The sequence below is a fragment of the Streptomyces sp. A0642 genome (genome assembly GCF_004795105.1).
Lineage (GTDB): Bacteria > Actinomycetota > Actinomycetes > Streptomycetales > Streptomycetaceae > Streptomyces.
This window is the reverse complement of the sequence record NZ_SSBL01000020.1, coordinates 87935-102830: the sequence shown is the minus strand read 5'-3', so window position 1 is coordinate 102830 and position 14896 is coordinate 87935. Positions and strand designations below refer to the sequence as shown.

At 72.7% G+C, this 14896-nt stretch carries 15 protein-coding genes; 12 read left to right on the top strand and 3 right to left on the bottom strand.

Going from position 1 to position 14896, the window contains the following annotated elements; genetic code table 11:
- Window positions 1–54 precede the first annotated feature (54 nt).
- The 3 genes from E6R60_RS36845 to E6R60_RS27450 all read left to right on the top strand — a co-directional run bounded on the left by E6R60_RS36845 (window position 55) and on the right by E6R60_RS27450 (window position 1928).
- Window positions 55–231, top strand: coding sequence for a hypothetical protein (locus E6R60_RS36845; RefSeq protein WP_168713687.1), 177 nt, complete (start codon window positions 55–57; stop codon window positions 229–231).
- A 58-nt stretch (window positions 232–289) separates the two neighbouring features.
- A complete protein-coding gene (locus E6R60_RS37550; protein ID WP_240802699.1) occupies window positions 290–616 on the top strand; it encodes a DUF4190 domain-containing protein in 327 nt (108 codons plus the stop codon).
- Window positions 617–758: 142 nt separating this feature from the next.
- On the top strand, window positions 759–1928 hold the full coding sequence (locus tag E6R60_RS27450; protein WP_136329362.1) for a cysteine desulfurase family protein: 1170 nt from the start codon (window positions 759–761) through the stop codon (window positions 1926–1928).
- A gap of 68 nt (window positions 1929–1996) precedes the next feature.
- Here the strand turns inward: E6R60_RS27450 and E6R60_RS27445 are convergent, their stop codons facing one another.
- Window positions 1997–2674 carry an N-acetylmuramoyl-L-alanine amidase gene (locus E6R60_RS27445; RefSeq protein ID WP_136329361.1) on the bottom strand — a complete coding sequence of 226 codons (678 nt, stop codon included), beginning with the start codon at window positions 2672–2674 and terminating at the stop codon, window positions 1997–1999.
- 61 nt (window positions 2675–2735) lie between these two features.
- On the opposite strand from E6R60_RS27445, the gene mnmA reads away from it, so the two are divergent.
- A complete protein-coding gene (gene mnmA / locus E6R60_RS27440; RefSeq protein ID WP_136329360.1) occupies window positions 2736–3866 on the top strand; it encodes a tRNA 2-thiouridine(34) synthase MnmA in 1131 nt (376 codons plus the stop codon).
- 177 nt (window positions 3867–4043) lie between these two features.
- On the opposite strand, the gene E6R60_RS27435 is transcribed toward mnmA, so the two are convergent.
- Together E6R60_RS27435 and E6R60_RS27430 are read right to left on the bottom strand one after the other, a co-directional pair.
- Window positions 4044–4844, bottom strand: coding sequence for an alpha/beta hydrolase (locus tag E6R60_RS27435; RefSeq protein WP_136329359.1), 801 nt, complete (start codon window positions 4842–4844; stop codon window positions 4044–4046).
- A 106-nt stretch (window positions 4845–4950) separates the two neighbouring features.
- Window positions 4951–5286 carry a DUF427 domain-containing protein gene (locus tag E6R60_RS27430; protein WP_136329358.1) on the bottom strand — a complete coding sequence of 112 codons (336 nt, stop codon included), beginning with the start codon at window positions 5284–5286 and terminating at the stop codon, window positions 4951–4953.
- 77 nt (window positions 5287–5363) lie between these two features.
- On the opposite strand from E6R60_RS27430, the gene E6R60_RS27425 reads away from it, so the two are divergent.
- The 8 genes from E6R60_RS27425 (at window position 5364) to E6R60_RS27385 (ending at window position 14885) form a co-directional block, all read left to right on the top strand.
- Window positions 5364–5903 carry a TIGR00730 family Rossman fold protein gene (locus E6R60_RS27425; RefSeq protein ID WP_136329357.1) on the top strand — a complete coding sequence of 180 codons (540 nt, stop codon included), beginning with the start codon at window positions 5364–5366 and terminating at the stop codon, window positions 5901–5903.
- Between the two features lie 52 nt (window positions 5904–5955).
- Window positions 5956–6645 carry an SDR family oxidoreductase gene (locus E6R60_RS27420; protein ID WP_136329356.1) on the top strand — a complete coding sequence of 230 codons (690 nt, stop codon included), beginning with the start codon at window positions 5956–5958 and terminating at the stop codon, window positions 6643–6645.
- A 128-nt stretch (window positions 6646–6773) separates the two neighbouring features.
- Window positions 6774–7799, top strand: a complete 1026-nt coding sequence (locus E6R60_RS27415) for a methionine synthase (protein WP_136329355.1) — start codon at window positions 6774–6776, stop codon at window positions 7797–7799.
- A gap of 28 nt (window positions 7800–7827) precedes the next feature.
- Complete coding sequence (ligA, locus tag E6R60_RS27410) at window positions 7828–10014, top strand: NAD-dependent DNA ligase LigA (protein ID WP_136329354.1); 2187 nt, start codon at window positions 7828–7830, stop codon at window positions 10012–10014.
- Between the two features lie 267 nt (window positions 10015–10281).
- Window positions 10282–12456 (top strand): bifunctional diguanylate cyclase/phosphodiesterase, encoded by a 2175-nt coding sequence (locus E6R60_RS27405; protein ID WP_136329353.1) that lies wholly within the window; start codon window positions 10282–10284, stop codon window positions 12454–12456.
- Window positions 12457–12841: 385 nt separating this feature from the next.
- Window positions 12842–13138 (top strand): Asp-tRNA(Asn)/Glu-tRNA(Gln) amidotransferase subunit GatC, encoded by a 297-nt coding sequence (gene gatC / locus E6R60_RS27395; protein WP_003966094.1) that lies wholly within the window; start codon window positions 12842–12844, stop codon window positions 13136–13138.
- A 5-nt stretch (window positions 13139–13143) separates the two neighbouring features.
- Window positions 13144–14646 carry an Asp-tRNA(Asn)/Glu-tRNA(Gln) amidotransferase subunit GatA gene (gene gatA / locus E6R60_RS27390; protein WP_136329352.1) on the top strand — a complete coding sequence of 501 codons (1503 nt, stop codon included), beginning with the start codon at window positions 13144–13146 and terminating at the stop codon, window positions 14644–14646.
- A complete protein-coding gene (locus tag E6R60_RS27385) occupies window positions 14643–14885 on the top strand; it encodes a hypothetical protein (RefSeq protein ID WP_136329351.1) in 243 nt (80 codons plus the stop codon). Before gatA ends, E6R60_RS27385 begins: the two co-directional genes overlap by 4 nt.
- The last annotated feature ends 11 nt before the right edge of the window (window positions 14886–14896 follow it).

The window sequence follows — 14896 nt, the reverse complement described above, 5'->3', positions numbered from 1 at the left end:
GAAGCGGGGTAGAGGTCTAGACTGAGAAGTCAGTGAACAGTCGTACTCCCAAACGTGGAAAGGCCGACCATGATCGTCCTCGTCGCCGCCCTGCTCCTGCTGGGGATCGTGCTGGGAGCGGTGGTCCAGATTCCGCTTCCGCTGTCCCTCACGCTCGGAGCCCTGATCGGGTGCTGGCTGCTGGTCTTCGCCGTGCGCGAGCGGACCGGCGTCCGTCGCCGCTCCCGGTGACCACCCCCCGCGCCGCCCGGCCCATCCAGACCCACCCAGAGCCGAAGGAGTCCGCACGATGACACTCACCGCATTCACCCGCCGCTCCGAGACCACCGCCCCGCCCCCCGCCGGCGCCACCGCCCAGGACACCCCGGCCGAGCGGTCCACCCGGGACGCGGACGGTCTCGCCGTCGCGTCCTTCGTGCTCGGTCTCGTCGGCCTCCTGGTGATGAACCTGGTGCTCGGCCCGGCGGCCATCGTCATGGCGGTCGTCGCGCTGGCCCGCTCCACCGCCCGTCGCGGCCGCGCCCTGCTCGGGCTCGCCCTCGGCGTCGCCGACCTGGTGATCCTCGCCTTCCTGGTCACCGGGAACGGCGTCGTCGCCTGGAACTTCGGCGGCTGACGGAGCACCTCGTCGTGACCCACCCCACCGGATCGGGCTCCGGATCGGGGCGGCCCAGGCCGCGCGTTTCCGGGTGCGCGGGTCCCGGGAGACCATGCGCCCGCCGTACGCCCCGCCGCGGGCTCGTAGAATCGAGCCCACCATGGCTTACCTCGACCACGCCGCGACCACGCCGATGCTTCCGGAGGCGATCGCGGCGATGACCGCGCAGCTCGCCGTCACCGGCAACGCGTCCTCACTCCACGCCGCCGGGCGCCGGGCCCGCCGTACCGTCGAGGAGTCCAGAGAGACCCTCGCCGACGCCCTCGGCGCCCGCCCCAGCGAGGTGGTCCTCACCTCCGGCGGCACCGAGTCGGACAACCTCGCGGTGAAGGGCCTGTACTGGGCCCGCCGCGACGCCGACCCACGCCGCACCCGGATCCTGGCCAGCCCCGTCGAACACCACGCGGTGCTCGACGCCGTCGACTGGCTCGCCGAGCACGAGGGGGCGACCGTCGAGTACCTCCCCGTCGACCGCCACGGCCGCGTCCACCCCGACGTGCTGCGCGAGGCGCTGGTCCGCGACCCCGACGATGTCGCGCTGATCACCGTGATGTGGGCGAACAACGAGATCGGCACCGTCATGCCCGTACGCGAACTCGCCGCGGTGGCCCGCGAGTTCGACGTGCCCATGCATGCCGACGCGGTCCAGGCGTTCGGGCAGCTCGAAGTCGATTTCGCCCGCTCCGGACTGGCCGCGATGACCGTGAGCGCGCACAAGATCGGCGGGCCGTCCGGCGTCGGCGCGCTCCTGCTCGGCCGTGAGTACACCCCCGTACCCGTACTGCACGGCGGCGGCCAGGAACGCCATGTCCGCTCCGGCACCCTGGACGTGCCCGGCGTCGCCGCGTTCGCCGTCGCGGGGCGGCTCGCCGCCGACGGGCGTGAGGTCTTCGCCCGGGAGATCGGCGGCCTCCGCGACGAGCTGGTCGCGGCCGTCCTGGCGCGGGTGCCCGACGCCGTCCTGGGCGGTGACCCGGCACCCGGCGGACGCCTGCCGGCCAACGCCCACTTCACCTTCCCCGGCTGCGAGGGCGACTCCCTCCTGCTCCTGCTGGACGCCCAGGGCATCGAATGCTCCACCGGTTCCGCCTGCACGGCCGGGATCGCCCAGCCCAGCCACGTCCTGCTGGCCACCGGCACCGATCCCGACCTGGCACGCGGCACCCTGCGCTTCTCGCTCGGCCACACCACGACCCGGCAGGACGTCGAGGACGTGGCACGGGCGATCGGCCCGGCGGTGGAGCGGGCGAGGACGGCGGGGCTCAGCTGACTCCGGGGGCCGGCCGGGGCCCGGGACATCACTGACCCGGCACGCGGGGGCGGGCGTCGCCCCCGGCCTCAGGCCTTCGCCGCGCGCACGAGCTTCATGTAGCGGTCCCAGTCCCAGCCCTTCCCCGGGTCCGTGTGGTCGGCCCCCGGCACCTCCACGTGCCCGATGATGTGCTCGCGGTCCACCGGGATGTCGTACCGCGCGCATATCGCCGCGGTGAGCCGGGCGGAGGCCCCGTACATCGCGGCGGTGAAGCCCTGCGGCCGTTCCACGAACCCCTCGTGCTCGATGCCCACACTGCGTTCGTTGTAGGAGCGGTTGCCCGCGTGGAAGGCCACGTCCAGCTCGCGGATCATCTGCGTCACATGACCGTCCTTGCGCACCACGTAGTGCGCCGCCGCCCCGTGCCCCGGGTCCTGGAAGACCCGGACCGCGCTGTTGAAGCTCCCCTGGGTGACATGGATGACCACGCGGTCGATGCCGTAGTCGTCGGGCCGGTCCGCCCGCCGCCAGTTCGCCTCGGAGGCCGCGGTCCAGGTGGCCCGGGCGTAGTCCACCTCGCCCGGCGTGCGCGGCTTCTCCACGCCGGGCAGGCGCCACCAGGCGCGCTTCAGCCGGTCCCGGGCCAGCGCCGCGGTGCCCGCCGCCGTGACGGCGCCGCCGATCAGCACCGCGCGTCGGCTGATCCCGCTGCCGGTCCCCGATCCCGCGGGGCCCTTGGCGCCCGCCGTCCCCTTGGTCCCCATGTGATCGTCAACGCATATCCGCGAGCTTTCGGTTCCCGGCGACCCGTACCCTGGGGGAGCTATGACTCAGACTTCCCAGCGCCCCCTCCGTGTGCTCGCCGCCATGTCGGGCGGTGTCGACTCCGCCGTCGCGGCGGCCCGCGCCGCCGAGGCGGGGCACGACGTGACCGGTGTGCACCTCGCCCTCTCGGCCAACCCGCAGTCCTTCCGGACCGGGGCCCGCGGCTGTTGCACCATCGAGGACTCCCGTGACGCCCGCCGCGCCGCGGACGTCATCGGCATCCCCTTCTACGTCTGGGATCTCGCGGAACGTTTCCGCGAGGACGTGGTGGAGGACTTCGTCGCCGAGTACGAGGCGGGGCGCACGCCCAACCCGTGTCTGCGCTGCAACGAGAAGATCAAGTTCGCGGCCCTGCTGGACAAGGCGCTGGCGCTCGGCTTCGACGCGGTGTGCACCGGCCACTACGCCACCGTCGTCCTCGCCGAGGACGGCAGCCGCGAGCTGCACCGCGCCTCCGACATGGCCAAGGACCAGAGCTACGTGCTGGGCGTTCTGGACGAGCGCCAGCTCGCCCACGCGATGTTCCCGCTCGGCGACACCCTCACCACCAAGGACGAGATCCGCGCCGAGGCCGAGCGCCGCGGTCTCGCGGTGGCCAAGAAGCCCGACAGCCACGACATCTGCTTCATCGCCGACGGCGACACCCAGGGCTTCCTGGCGGACCGCCTCGGCGGCAAGGCGGAGGGCGACATCCTCGACGAGTCCGGTACGAAGGTCGGCACCCACGAGGGCGCCTTCGGCTTCACCATCGGCCAGCGCAAGGGCCTGCGCATCGGCCACCCGGCCCCCGACGGCAAGCCCCGCTACGTCCTGGACATCTCCCCGGTGAACAACACGGTGACCGTCGGCCCCGTCGAGGCCCTCGACGTGACCGCCCTCACCGCGATCAGGCCCCGCTGGTGCGGCACCCCGCCCTCCGGCCCGGGGACGTACACCGCCCAGCTCCGCGCCCACGGCGGCGAGACCGAGGTCGGCGCCGAGCTGGTGGACGGGACGCTCCACGTCACGTTCACCGAGCCGGTGCGGGGCGTCGCCCCCGGCCAGGCGGTCGTGCTGTACGACGGGACGCGCGTGGTCGGGTCGGCGACGATCGCGACGACGGAGCGGCGGGAGACCGCCCCGGCGGGCTGAGGCGGCCCGCCGGGGCCCAGACGCCCCACGGGCCGGGCGGCCTGCTCGGGGGAGAGGGCGGCCCCGGGCGGCCCGCCCTGTCGTTCCAGCCCCCGCGCGGGAACGCCCGACCCCTGTACGGGCGTGGCCGCGCGGGGTGTCCATCCCCCCGGCCCCGCCCGTGTGCCGCCTGGGCTGTCAGGACGCCTGACGTGCGTAGGCGTCCCGGGTGAAGAACTCCGCCAGGACCGGAGCGATCACCTGGGGCGCCAGCTCCCGCGTCTGACCCGTCAGGGTGCGGTGCCGGCCCCGGGGGAGGGCGTCAGCCAGCAGGCGGGTCGCCGTCCACGCCGAGGCGGAGCTGAAGCCGCCGCAGACCACCAGGGTCCGCGCCGTCACCGAGGCGAACCGCTCCGCCGGAACCGCGCCGTCGCCCAGCACCGCGTCGTCGTAGGCGAGCGTGTGCGCCACGGATTCCAGGGTCCGCCACAGCGGCGCCTTCCGCATCCTGGAGATCATGTCGGCCGCGACCCCCGTCACGGTCAGGAACAGCTCCACCGCTCCGCCCCGGTCCCCGGCGGACAGCAGCCGGTGCAGCCGGGCCGTGCAGTCGGCCTTGAACAGCAGACCGGCGGCGCCCGGAGTGTAGGGCGGCTGGTACACCGCGAGCCGGTCGGCCGGGAGCCCGGCGGCCTGCGCCTCCAGGGCCAGCGCACCGCCGGCCCCGACGCCGAACACCGAGGGCCGGCCGCCCACCGTGTCCGCGAGCGCGGCCAGGTCCTCGATCTCGCGCTCCACCGCGTAGGGCGACCCGTCCCCGCTGGCGCCCCGGCCGCGCCGGTCGTACGTGACGACCTCGAAGCGCGGCGCGAGGAGACGCGCCAGCGGCTCCTCCGTCTCCGCGGTGCACAGCGCCCCGCCCACGAGGATCAACGGCGGTCCTTCGCCCCGGCGCCGATAGGCGATCAGAGTGCCGTCGCGCGAGAGAGTCTTGTCCATGTGGAGGTGGACTGCCGGGTCCCCGGAAACTCATCGCTCTCCGCGAGCCATTTCCGAAGTTTCTCTTCTCCGCAGCTCGGAAGGGGTGTTGACGCCGTGCCGGCTCTCAGTCGGCCAGCCTTTCGGTGTCGTAGAAGCAGAAGTGGTCCTTGATCGCGGCCACTTCGGCCTTCGGCTCCGGATACGCCCACACGAGATCGTCCGCTCCCGGCAGCGACCAGTAGGAGGCGTCGCCCTTGAACGGGCAGTGGGTGTGCGTCTGCGACGCCGTCAGCAGCTCGGTGCGGACGTCCTCGGGCGGCAGGTAGTAGCGGACCGGACAGCCCGTCTCGCGCAACACGAGCGGGCGGCGGCTCTCGGCGAGCAGGAGACCGTCGCGGACCACGCGCACGTGCTCGGTGCCGCGCTCGACGGTGATGTGGTGCCCTCGGGTAGCAGTCATGCTCTGTTCAGCCCCGCCGTCCGCCGGATTCTTCCCCGGATTCCCCCCTGTCGGTGGAGGGACCTAACGTGGCGGTCATGAAGATCTGCGTTTTCCTCTCCGCCGCCGACCTCGACGACCGCTACACCGTGCCCGCCCGTGAATTCGCCGAGCTGATCGGCCGCGGGGGGCACACGCTGGTCTGGGGCGGCTCCGAGAGCGGGCTGATGAAGGTGGTGGCGGACGGTGTGCAGGAGGCCGGCGGGAAGCTGGTCGGGGTCTCGGTCGACTTCCTGGCCGCGAAGGCGCGGACCAACGCGGACGAGATGGTGATCGCAAGGGACCTCGCCGAACGCAAGGCGCTGCTCCTGGAGAAGTCCGACGCGATCGTGATCATGGTGGGCGGCACCGGAACGCTGGACGAGGCCACCGAGATCCTGGAGCTGAAGAAGCACGGCAAGCACACCAAGCCGGTCGTGCTGCTCAACACCGCGGGCTTCTACGACGGCCTGCGCCAGCAGTTCCAGCGCATGGAGGACGAGGGCTTCCTCCCGGTCCCGCTGACCGAGCTGGTGTTCTTCGCGAAGGACGGGGTCGGCGCCCTGGCCTACCTGGAGGAGTGGGCCGGCCTGCAGTGAGGCGCCGACGCCGATGTGCGGGCGGTGGGAGGGGCGGTGCGACGATGGGGGCATGCCCACTCACCTCATCACCGGTGCCGGTTCCGGCATCGGCGCAGCCGTCGCCCGCCGTCTCACGGAGCGGGGGGACGACCTCATCCTCCTGGCCCGTGACGCGGGCCGCGCCAAGGAACTGGCCGCGCTCCACCCCGGCGCCCGCACGCTCGTCGGCGACCTGTCGAACCCGGACCGGCTCTCCTGGGCCTTCGGGCAGCAGCCGATGCCGGAGCGGCTGGACTCCCTCCTGCACATCGCGGGCGTCGTCGAGCTCGGCCGCGTCGGCGAGCTCACGCCCAAGGCCTGGCACTTCCAGCTCAACGCCAACCTGATCGCCCCGGCCGAACTGACCCGGCTCCTCCTGCCCCAGCTGCGCGTCGCCGAGGGCCACGTCCTCTTCGTCAACTCCGGTGCCGGGCTCGCCGCCCACGCCGAGTGGGGCGCCTACGCGGCGAGCAAGCACGGCCTGAAGGCGCTGGCCGACTCGCTGCGCCACGAGGAGCACGGCAACGGCGTCCGCGTGACGTCCGTGTACCCCGGCCGCACCGCCAGCCCCATGCAGCAGAAGGTCCACCAGCAGGAGGGCAAGGACTACGACCCCGCCCGCTGGATCGACCCGGAGTCCGTCGCCACCACGATCCTGATGGCGCTCGACCTGCCGCGCGACGCCGAGGTCAACGACCTCACGGTGCGCCCCGGCCGCTGACGGGCCGGACGGGGGGGTGCGGTCCGGCGGTCCCGCGGGGTTGCGGTCCGCCGGCCTTGCGCTCCTGTGGTCCCGCGGCGCGCCCGGCCGCTGACGCCCCGGGCGGGGACCGGCCGTAGGCTTCCCGCGTGAGCGAGAAGAGCAAGTTCAGCGGGTGCCCGGCCACCGGAATCGGATCGATGCCCGGAGGGGACGCACGGGAGGCGGCGAAGACCGTCACCGGTTCCTTCGGGGACGGACAGGGCGTGCCCTACCTGGCGGAACTGCCCGCGCGCGGTCCCGGTGCGGACATGATCGGGCGGACCATCGGGCTGCTCGTCGAGATGTACGGACACGTCGAGCCGAGCGGCTGGCGCATCAGCGACCGGCCGGGGCGCGACACCCGCCGGGCCCGGTCCTGGCTCGGCGAGGACCTGGACGCCCTGGAGGAATTCACCCAGGGGTACGAGGGCCCGCTCAAGGTGCAGGCCGTCGGACCGTGGACGCTGGCCGCCGCGCTGGAGCGCCGGAGCGGCGAGGCGGTCCTCGGCGACCCCGGCGCCTGCCGCGACCTGGCGGCCTCACTCGCGGAGGGGCTGCGCGACCACCTCGCCGAGGTGCGGCGCCGGATGCCCGGTGCGCGCGTGATCCTCCAGCTCGACGAACCGTCGCTGACGGGGGTCCTGCTCGGGCGGATCAGGACGGCGAGCGGCTACCGCACCTACCGGGCCGTGGACCGCCAGGTCGTGGAGGACACGCTGCGCGAGGTGCTGGGCGTGGCCGGCGAGGCCGCCACCGTCGTGCACACCTGCGCGCCCGACGTGCCCTTCGCCCTGCTGCGCCGCGCCGGGACCGACGGGATCTCCTTCGATTTCTCTCTGCTCACCGAGCGTGAGGAGGAAGCGATCGGGGAAGCGGTCGAGGGTGGGACCCAGCTGTTCCTCGGGGTGGTGCCGGGCACCGACCCGGCCTCGGGCGGATTGTCCGACCCGGGCGGTAGCGTCATGGGTGTCAGGACGCTGTGGCGCAGGCTGGGGCTGAATCCGGGGACTCTGACCGAGTCCGTGGCGATCACCCCCTCGTGCGGTCTCGCGGGTGCCTCGCCCGCGTACGCACGAGCCGCGCTCGCCCACTGCGCCCGGGCCGCGAAATCGCTCGCAGACAACCCTGAGTAACGGGTACGGGTAACGGGAGGACGGGACGATGGCCGGCGAACAGCAGACCGCGGTGCCAGCGGAGGCGCAGGAGAGGCACAAGCTCCTCGCCGAGCAGATCGAGGAGCACCGCTTCCGTTATTACGTGAACGACCAGCCGGTCGTCAGCGACGCGGAGTTCGACCGGCTGATGCGTGAGCTGGAGGGCCTGGAAGAGGCCCACCCGCAGCTGCGCACCCCCGACTCGCCGACCCAGAAGGTCGCGGGGCCCTACCGGACGCAGTTCACGTCCGTCGCGCACCGCGAGCGGATGCTGTCCCTGGACAACGCCTTCGACGACGAGGAGCTGACCGCCTGGGGCGAGCGGGTCGCCCGGGACGTCGGCGCCACGGGCTACCACTTCCTGTGCGAGCTGAAGGTCGACGGCCTCGCCGTGAACCTCACCTACGAGCACGGCCTGCTGACCCGGGCCGCGACCCGCGGCGACGGCCGCACCGGCGAGGACATCACGCCCAACGTCCGCACGATCGCGGAGATCCCGCACCGGCTGAAGGGCGACCGGATCCCGGAGCTCGTCGAGATCCGGGGCGAGGTCTTCTTCCCGATGGACGGATTCGAGGAGCTGAACGCCCGGCTGGTGGAGGCCGACGACAAACCCTTCGCCAACCCGCGCAACGCGGCGGCCGGTTCGCTGCGCCAGAAGGACCCCAAGGTCACCGCCACCCGGCCGCTGCACATGGTGGTCCACGGCATCGGCGCCCGCGAGGGCTTCGACATCGACTGCCTCTCGCACGCCTACGAGCTGCTCCACGCGTGGGGACTGCCCACCGCCAAGCACAACAGGGTGGTGGACTCCCTCGACGGGGTAAGGGAGTTCATCGCGTACTTCGGCGAGCACCGGCACTCCGTGGAGCACGAGATCGACGGCGTCGTCGTCAAGCTCGACGAGATCCCGCTCCAGGGCCGGCTCGGCTCCACCTCCCGCGCCCCGCGCTGGGCGATCGCCTGGAAGTACGCGCCGGAGGAGGTCAACACCAAGCTGCTCAACATCCGCGTCGGCGTGGGCCGCACCGGCCGCGTCACCCCGTACGCCCAGGTCGAGCCGGTCGAAGTGGCGGGTTCCGAGGTCGAGTTCGCCACCCTGCACAACCAGAACGTGGTCCGGGCGAAGGGCGTCCTGATCGGCGACACCGTCGTGCTCCGCAAGGCCGGCGACGTGATCCCGGAGATCCTCGGCCCGGTCGCCGACCTCCGTGACGGCACCGAGCGGGCGTTCGTCATGCCCACGCACTGCCCCGAGTGCGGGACGGAGCTGAAGCCCATGAAGGAGGCCGATGTCGACGTCCGCTGCCCCAACGCGCGCACCTGCCGGGCGCAGCTGCGGGAGCGGGTCGCCTACCTCGCGAGCCGCAAGTGCCTGGACATCGACCACTTCGGCTACGTCGCCGCCGCCGCGCTGACCCGGCCGCTGGAGCCCGTCGACCCGCCGCTGCGCGACGAGGGCGATCTCTTCGGGCTGACCGTCGAGCAGCTGCTGCCCATCCGCGCCTACGTGCTCGACCCGGACAGCGGGCTGCCCAAGCGGGACCCGAAGACCGGTGAGGAGAAGACCGCCCTGGTGTTCGCCAACCAGCAGGGCGAACCCAAGAAGAACGCCCTCGCCATGCTGGAGGCCATCGCCGAGGCGAAGAAGGCCCCGTTGGCCCGGATCCTCACGGGCCTCTCCATCCGCCACGTCGGGCCGGTCGCGGCGCGGGAGCTGGCCCGCCAGTTCCGGTCCATGGACCGGATCGAGGAGGCCACGGAGCAGGAGCTCGCCGACGCCGACGGGGTCGGGCCGATCATCGCCGCCTCGGTCAAGCAGTGGTTCGCCGAGGACTGGCACCGCGAGATCCTCGGCAAGTGGCGGGAGGCCGGGGTCCGGATGGAGGACGAGGGCGCGGGCGAGGAGGAGGGGCCGAGGCCGCTCGAAGGACTCACCGTCGTCGTCACGGGCACTCTGAGCAGGCACACCAGGGACGGCGCGAAGGAGGCCCTCCAGAGCCGCGGGGCGAAGGTCACCGGTTCTGTCTCGAAGAAGACCTCCTTCGTCGTGGTCGGCGACAACCCCGGGTCGAAGTACGACAAGGCCATGCAGCTGAAGGTGCCCGTGCTCGACGAGGACGGCTTCGCGGTGCTGCTCGACGAGGGCCCCGACGCGGCGCGCGAGGCCGCCGTCACGCCCGGGGAGGAGTAGGGGGGCGCCGGCGGGGACCGTACCGGACGGCGCGGGGTGGGGAAGGGGTGACGCACCGTCGGATTCACCCCAACGGCGCATAGCAGATGCTGACGGGTGGTCGGTTTGCATTCGGGCAAGAGCGGCAGACCGCTGCCCGTGGAGCCCTTCGGCGGCCTACTGTGGGAAGACGCGCCTGCCGTACCCGCCCACGGGCCGGCGGGGGCGTGGTGGCACGCAACGGAACCATCAGGTGATATCGGCACCGCCGGCTGTGAGAGGGACGGAATGAAACCGACCGAGAACGCCGCACCGGTGTCGCGGCTGCAAGGTTTCGCCGGCCTCACCTCCAAGGTCGGCGCGGTCGTCGTGGCCCTCGCCACGGTGCAGCTGGCGGCCGGTTTCTACCGGACCCTGAGCAGTGGGCACGCCCTCTTCCCGGACGAGACGGCCGGCTGGTCGCTCGCCGTCCTCACCGGGATCATCGTCGGTCACCTGGTCGCGCTCGGCCGCGACCGCTGGTGGGGCGGCACCGGTTCGGGCGCCGCCCTCACCCTCGCGGTGCTGCTCCTGTACGGCTGGGTGCCCGCGGGCCTGGTCAGCCTGGTCGTGGTGGTGCTCGTGGGCGTGGCCCGCCGGCACCGCTGGCGGCAGGGGCTGCTGCACGGGGCGGTGGACATCCTCGGCGTGGGCGCGGCCGCGCTGGTCCTGGCGGCCTTCGGCGAGGTGCAGACCGTCGAGTCGCCCTGGCAGCCACTCGACTGGGGCATCGACGCCGTCCCGGAGGTCCTGCTCGCGGCCTCCACGTATCTGCTCGTCACCCGGGTCCTGCTGTGGTACGCCCGGTCCCCGCAGGGCGGCGGAATGCCCACGGTCGCCCGCACCGCGCTCCTGCGGCAGGGACTCGTCGCCGTCGCACTCCTCGGGATCGCTCCGCTGATCTGTGTCGTCGCGATGGCCCTGCCCGTCCTGCTGCCCCTCTTCGCGGTCCCGCTGGTCGCGCTGGACTCCACCCTCTGGATCGCCCGCGCCCGCGCCGAGGAGCAGCTGCGCGACCCGCTGACCGGGCTGCCGAACCGGCAGTGGCTGCTGGAACGGACCTGGACGGCTCTGGAGGAGGCCGAGAGCGTCGGCACCCGGGTCGGCCTCGTCCTGATCGACCTCGACCGCTTCCGGGCGGTCAACGACACCCTCGGCCACCTCGCCGGGGACCGGCTGCTGCTGCAGATCGCGGACCGGCTGCGGCTCGCCCTGCCGCGCGGCGCGGAGGCGGCCAGGCTCGGCGGGGACGAGTTCGCGGTCCTGCTGCCGACCGCGGACTCCACGACCAGCGCCCAGCGGGTCGCCCGCCATCTGGTGGCCGCACTCTCCTCGCCGCTGGACCTCGACGGACTCACGCTGGTGCTGGAGGCCAGTGCCGGCGTCGCCGTCCACCCCGACCACGCGCTGGACGCGGAGGGGCTGCTCCGGCGTGCGGACGTGGCGATGTACCAGGCCAAGCGGGACCGGACGGGCGTGGAGGTGTACGAGTCGAAGCGCGACAGCAACACCCCGGACCGGCTCGGCCTCCTCGGCGATCTGCGGCGCGCGCTGGACGCCGGCGAGGTGGAACTGCACTACCAGCCGAAGGTCCGCTTCGACGGCCAGGTGGCCGGCCTGGAGGCGCTGGTCCGCTGGGTGCACCCGGAGCGGGGGAGGGTCCCCCCGGACGAGTTCATCGCCATAGCCGAGTCGTCCGGGCTGATGCCGCACCTCACGGAGTACGTCCTGGAGACGGCCCTGGCCCAGGTGGCCCGGTGGCGGGCGCAGGGTCTCTTCGTCCCCGTCGCGGTCAACGTGTCCCCGCGCGACGTACACACCCCGGGGTTCGCGGGCGGTGTCGCGGCCCGGCTGGCCCGGCACGGCGTCCCGGCCGCCGCGCTGCAGCTGGAGATAACGGAACACGTGCTCCTGGAAGACCCGCAGCGAGCGGCGGACACGCTGGCCGGCCTCACCGGACACGGCGTGAAGATGTCCCTGGACGACTTCGGTACGGGCTACTCCTCGCTCGTCCACCTGCGCCGGCTGCCGGTCAGCGAGCTCAAGATCGACCGGTCGTTCGTCGCCCGGCTCGCCATCGACCACGAGGACGCGGAGATCGTCCGCTGCACGATCGACCTGGCCCACTCGCTCGGCCTGCTGGTGGTCGCCGAGGGCGTCGAGGACGACGAGACCTGGGAGCGGCTGCGGGACCTGCGCTGCGACGCGGTGCAGGGGTGGCTGGTGGCGGCCGCGATGCCGCCCCAGGAGACGACCGCGTGGCTGCGGGCGCGCGGCGAGCACGGGTGGCGGCGGCCGGCGGAGCTGGCCGCGGCTGCCGCGGCGGCCGCCGCCGCGAGCGCCGGGGCCGCCGCCAAGGTGACGCCCGAGCTGGAGCAGCGGCCGTCCGGGCGGACGATCGACTCGCGGCCCGCGACGACGTAGGGCGGGCCGCGGCGAGGAGCCCGGTGGCCGTTGCGTCCTCGATCTCCCCCAGGGCCCGAAGGGCATGGGGGGACCCCACGAGGGGCTGCTCGACGGCGCCGGCGTCGGCTTTGTCCCCGGGCGCCGGGCGGGTCTTCCACGGTTGGCCGTAGCCGGTCCGGGCGACCCCATAGGATTGGGGGCCGGCGGCACATTTCCACCTGCCGCGCGACGCCTGGCACGCACGCTCGCCGCGTTGCCGAAACGCCCACGTGGCTCCGCCACGAGGGTGCTCCGGCGCCTTGCGATCGCACGCACCACGCCGCGCGGCCCGTCCTTCGGACGGACGGTGGAACCGTGGCGCCGGCCCAGCCACAACCACACACCAACCCCTGAGGATCGCTGCATGCCTGGCATCACGCGCGAGGAGGTCGCCCACCTCGCCCGGCTGGCGCGTCTGGAGCTGAAGGGCGAAGAGCTCGATCACTTCGCCGGTCAGCTCGACGACATCATCGGCGCGGTCGCCCGCGTCTCCGAGGTCGCCGACCAAGACGTACCGCCGACCTCCCACCCGCTGCCGCTGACCAACGTCATGCGGGCGGACGAGGTCCGTCCGTCGCTCACCCCCGCGCAGGCGCTCTCCGGCGCCCCGGCCCAGGAGCAGCAGCGTTTCAAGGTGCCGCAGATCCTGGGGGAGGACTAAAAGTCATGACGGACATCAGCACCATCATCAAGCTCACCGCCGCCGAGATCGCCGCGAAGATCGCCTCGGGCGAGCTCACGGCCGTCGAGGTCACCGAGGCGCACCTGGCCCGGATCGAAGCCGTCGACGAGAAGGTCCACGCCTTCCTGCACATCGACCGCGAGGGCGCCCTCGCGCAGGCACGCGCCGTCGACGCCAAGAAGGCGGCCGGCGAGAAGCTCGGCCCGCTGGCCGGCGTCCCGCTCGCGCTGAAGGACATCTTCACCACCGAGGACATGCCGACCACCGTCGGTTCGAAGATCCTCGAGGGTTGGGTCCCGCCGTACGACGCGACCGTCACCAAGCGGCTGAAGGCCGCCGACGTCGTCATCCTCGGCAAGACCAACATGGACGAGTTCGCCATGGGGTCCTCCACCGAGAACAGCGCCTACGGCCCGACCGGCAACCCGTGGGACCTCACCCGCATCCCGGGCGGCTCCGGCGGCGGTTCGTCGGCGGCCCTCGCGTCGTTCGAGGCCCCGCTCGCCATCGGCACGGACACCGGGGGCTCCATCCGCCAGCCCGCCGCCGTCACCGGCACCGTCGGCGTCAAGCCCACCTACGGCGGCGTCTCGCGCTACGGCATGGTGGCCTTCTCGTCCTCCCTCGACCAGGGCGGCCCCTGCGCCCGTACGGTCCTGGACGCGGCCCTGCTGCACGAGGCCATCGCCGGGCACGACCCGCTCGACTCGACGTCCATCGACGCCCCGGTCCCGCCGGTCGTCGAGGCCGCGCGCAACGGCTCCGTACAGGGCATGCGCGTCGGCGTCGTGAAGCAGTTCTCGGGCGAGGGCTACCAGGCCGGTGTCGTCCAGCGCTTCAACGAGTCGGTCGAGCTGCTGAAGTCGCTCGGCGCCACGGTCGTCGAGCTGGACTGCCCGTCCTTCGACCTCGGCCTCTCGGCGTACTACCTCATCGCGCCGTCCGAGTGCTCCTCGAACCTGGCCCGCTTCGACGCCATGCGTTACGGCCTGCGGGTCGGCGACGACGGCACCAAGTCCGCCGAGGACGTCACCGCGCTCACCCGCGAGGCCGGCTTCGGCGACGAGGTCAAGCGCCGGATCATCCTCGGTACGTACGCGCTGAGCTCCGGCTACTACGACGCGTACTACGGGTCCGCGCAGAAGGTCCGTACGCTCATCACGCGGGACTTCGAGAAGGCGTTCGAGCAGGTGGACGTCATCGTCTCGCCGACGACGCCCACCACCGCCTTCCCGATCGGCGAGCGCGCCGACGACCCGATGGCGATGTACCTCGCTGACCTGTGCACCATTCCGACCAACCTGGCGGGCAACGCCGCCATGTCGCTGCCCTGCGGCCTCGCGCCGGAGGACGGCCTGCCGGTCGGACTGCAGATCATCGCCCCCGCCATGAAGGACGACCGGCTGTACAAGGTCGGAGCCGCCGTCGAGGCCGCGTTCGTGGAAAGGTGGGGGCACCCGCTGCTTGAGGAGGCTCCGTCGCTATGAGTGCCATGGCTAAGAAGGCCAAGAACTTCAAGAAGTCCAAGTCCGGCGTGTACGTGTCCCTGGGCACCACCGCTTTCGGCGCGCTCAGCGTCGTCAAGCAGGCGCGGATGGCCCGCCAGGACAACGACACGCTGCGGCTGATCGACGCCGCCGTATCCGCCGCCGCGATCGTCACCGGACTCGCGATCCTGTACCGCGAGCTCAAGCGTCTCGGCGACGACGACGTCCTGCTGGGCTGAGAGGGAAAGTT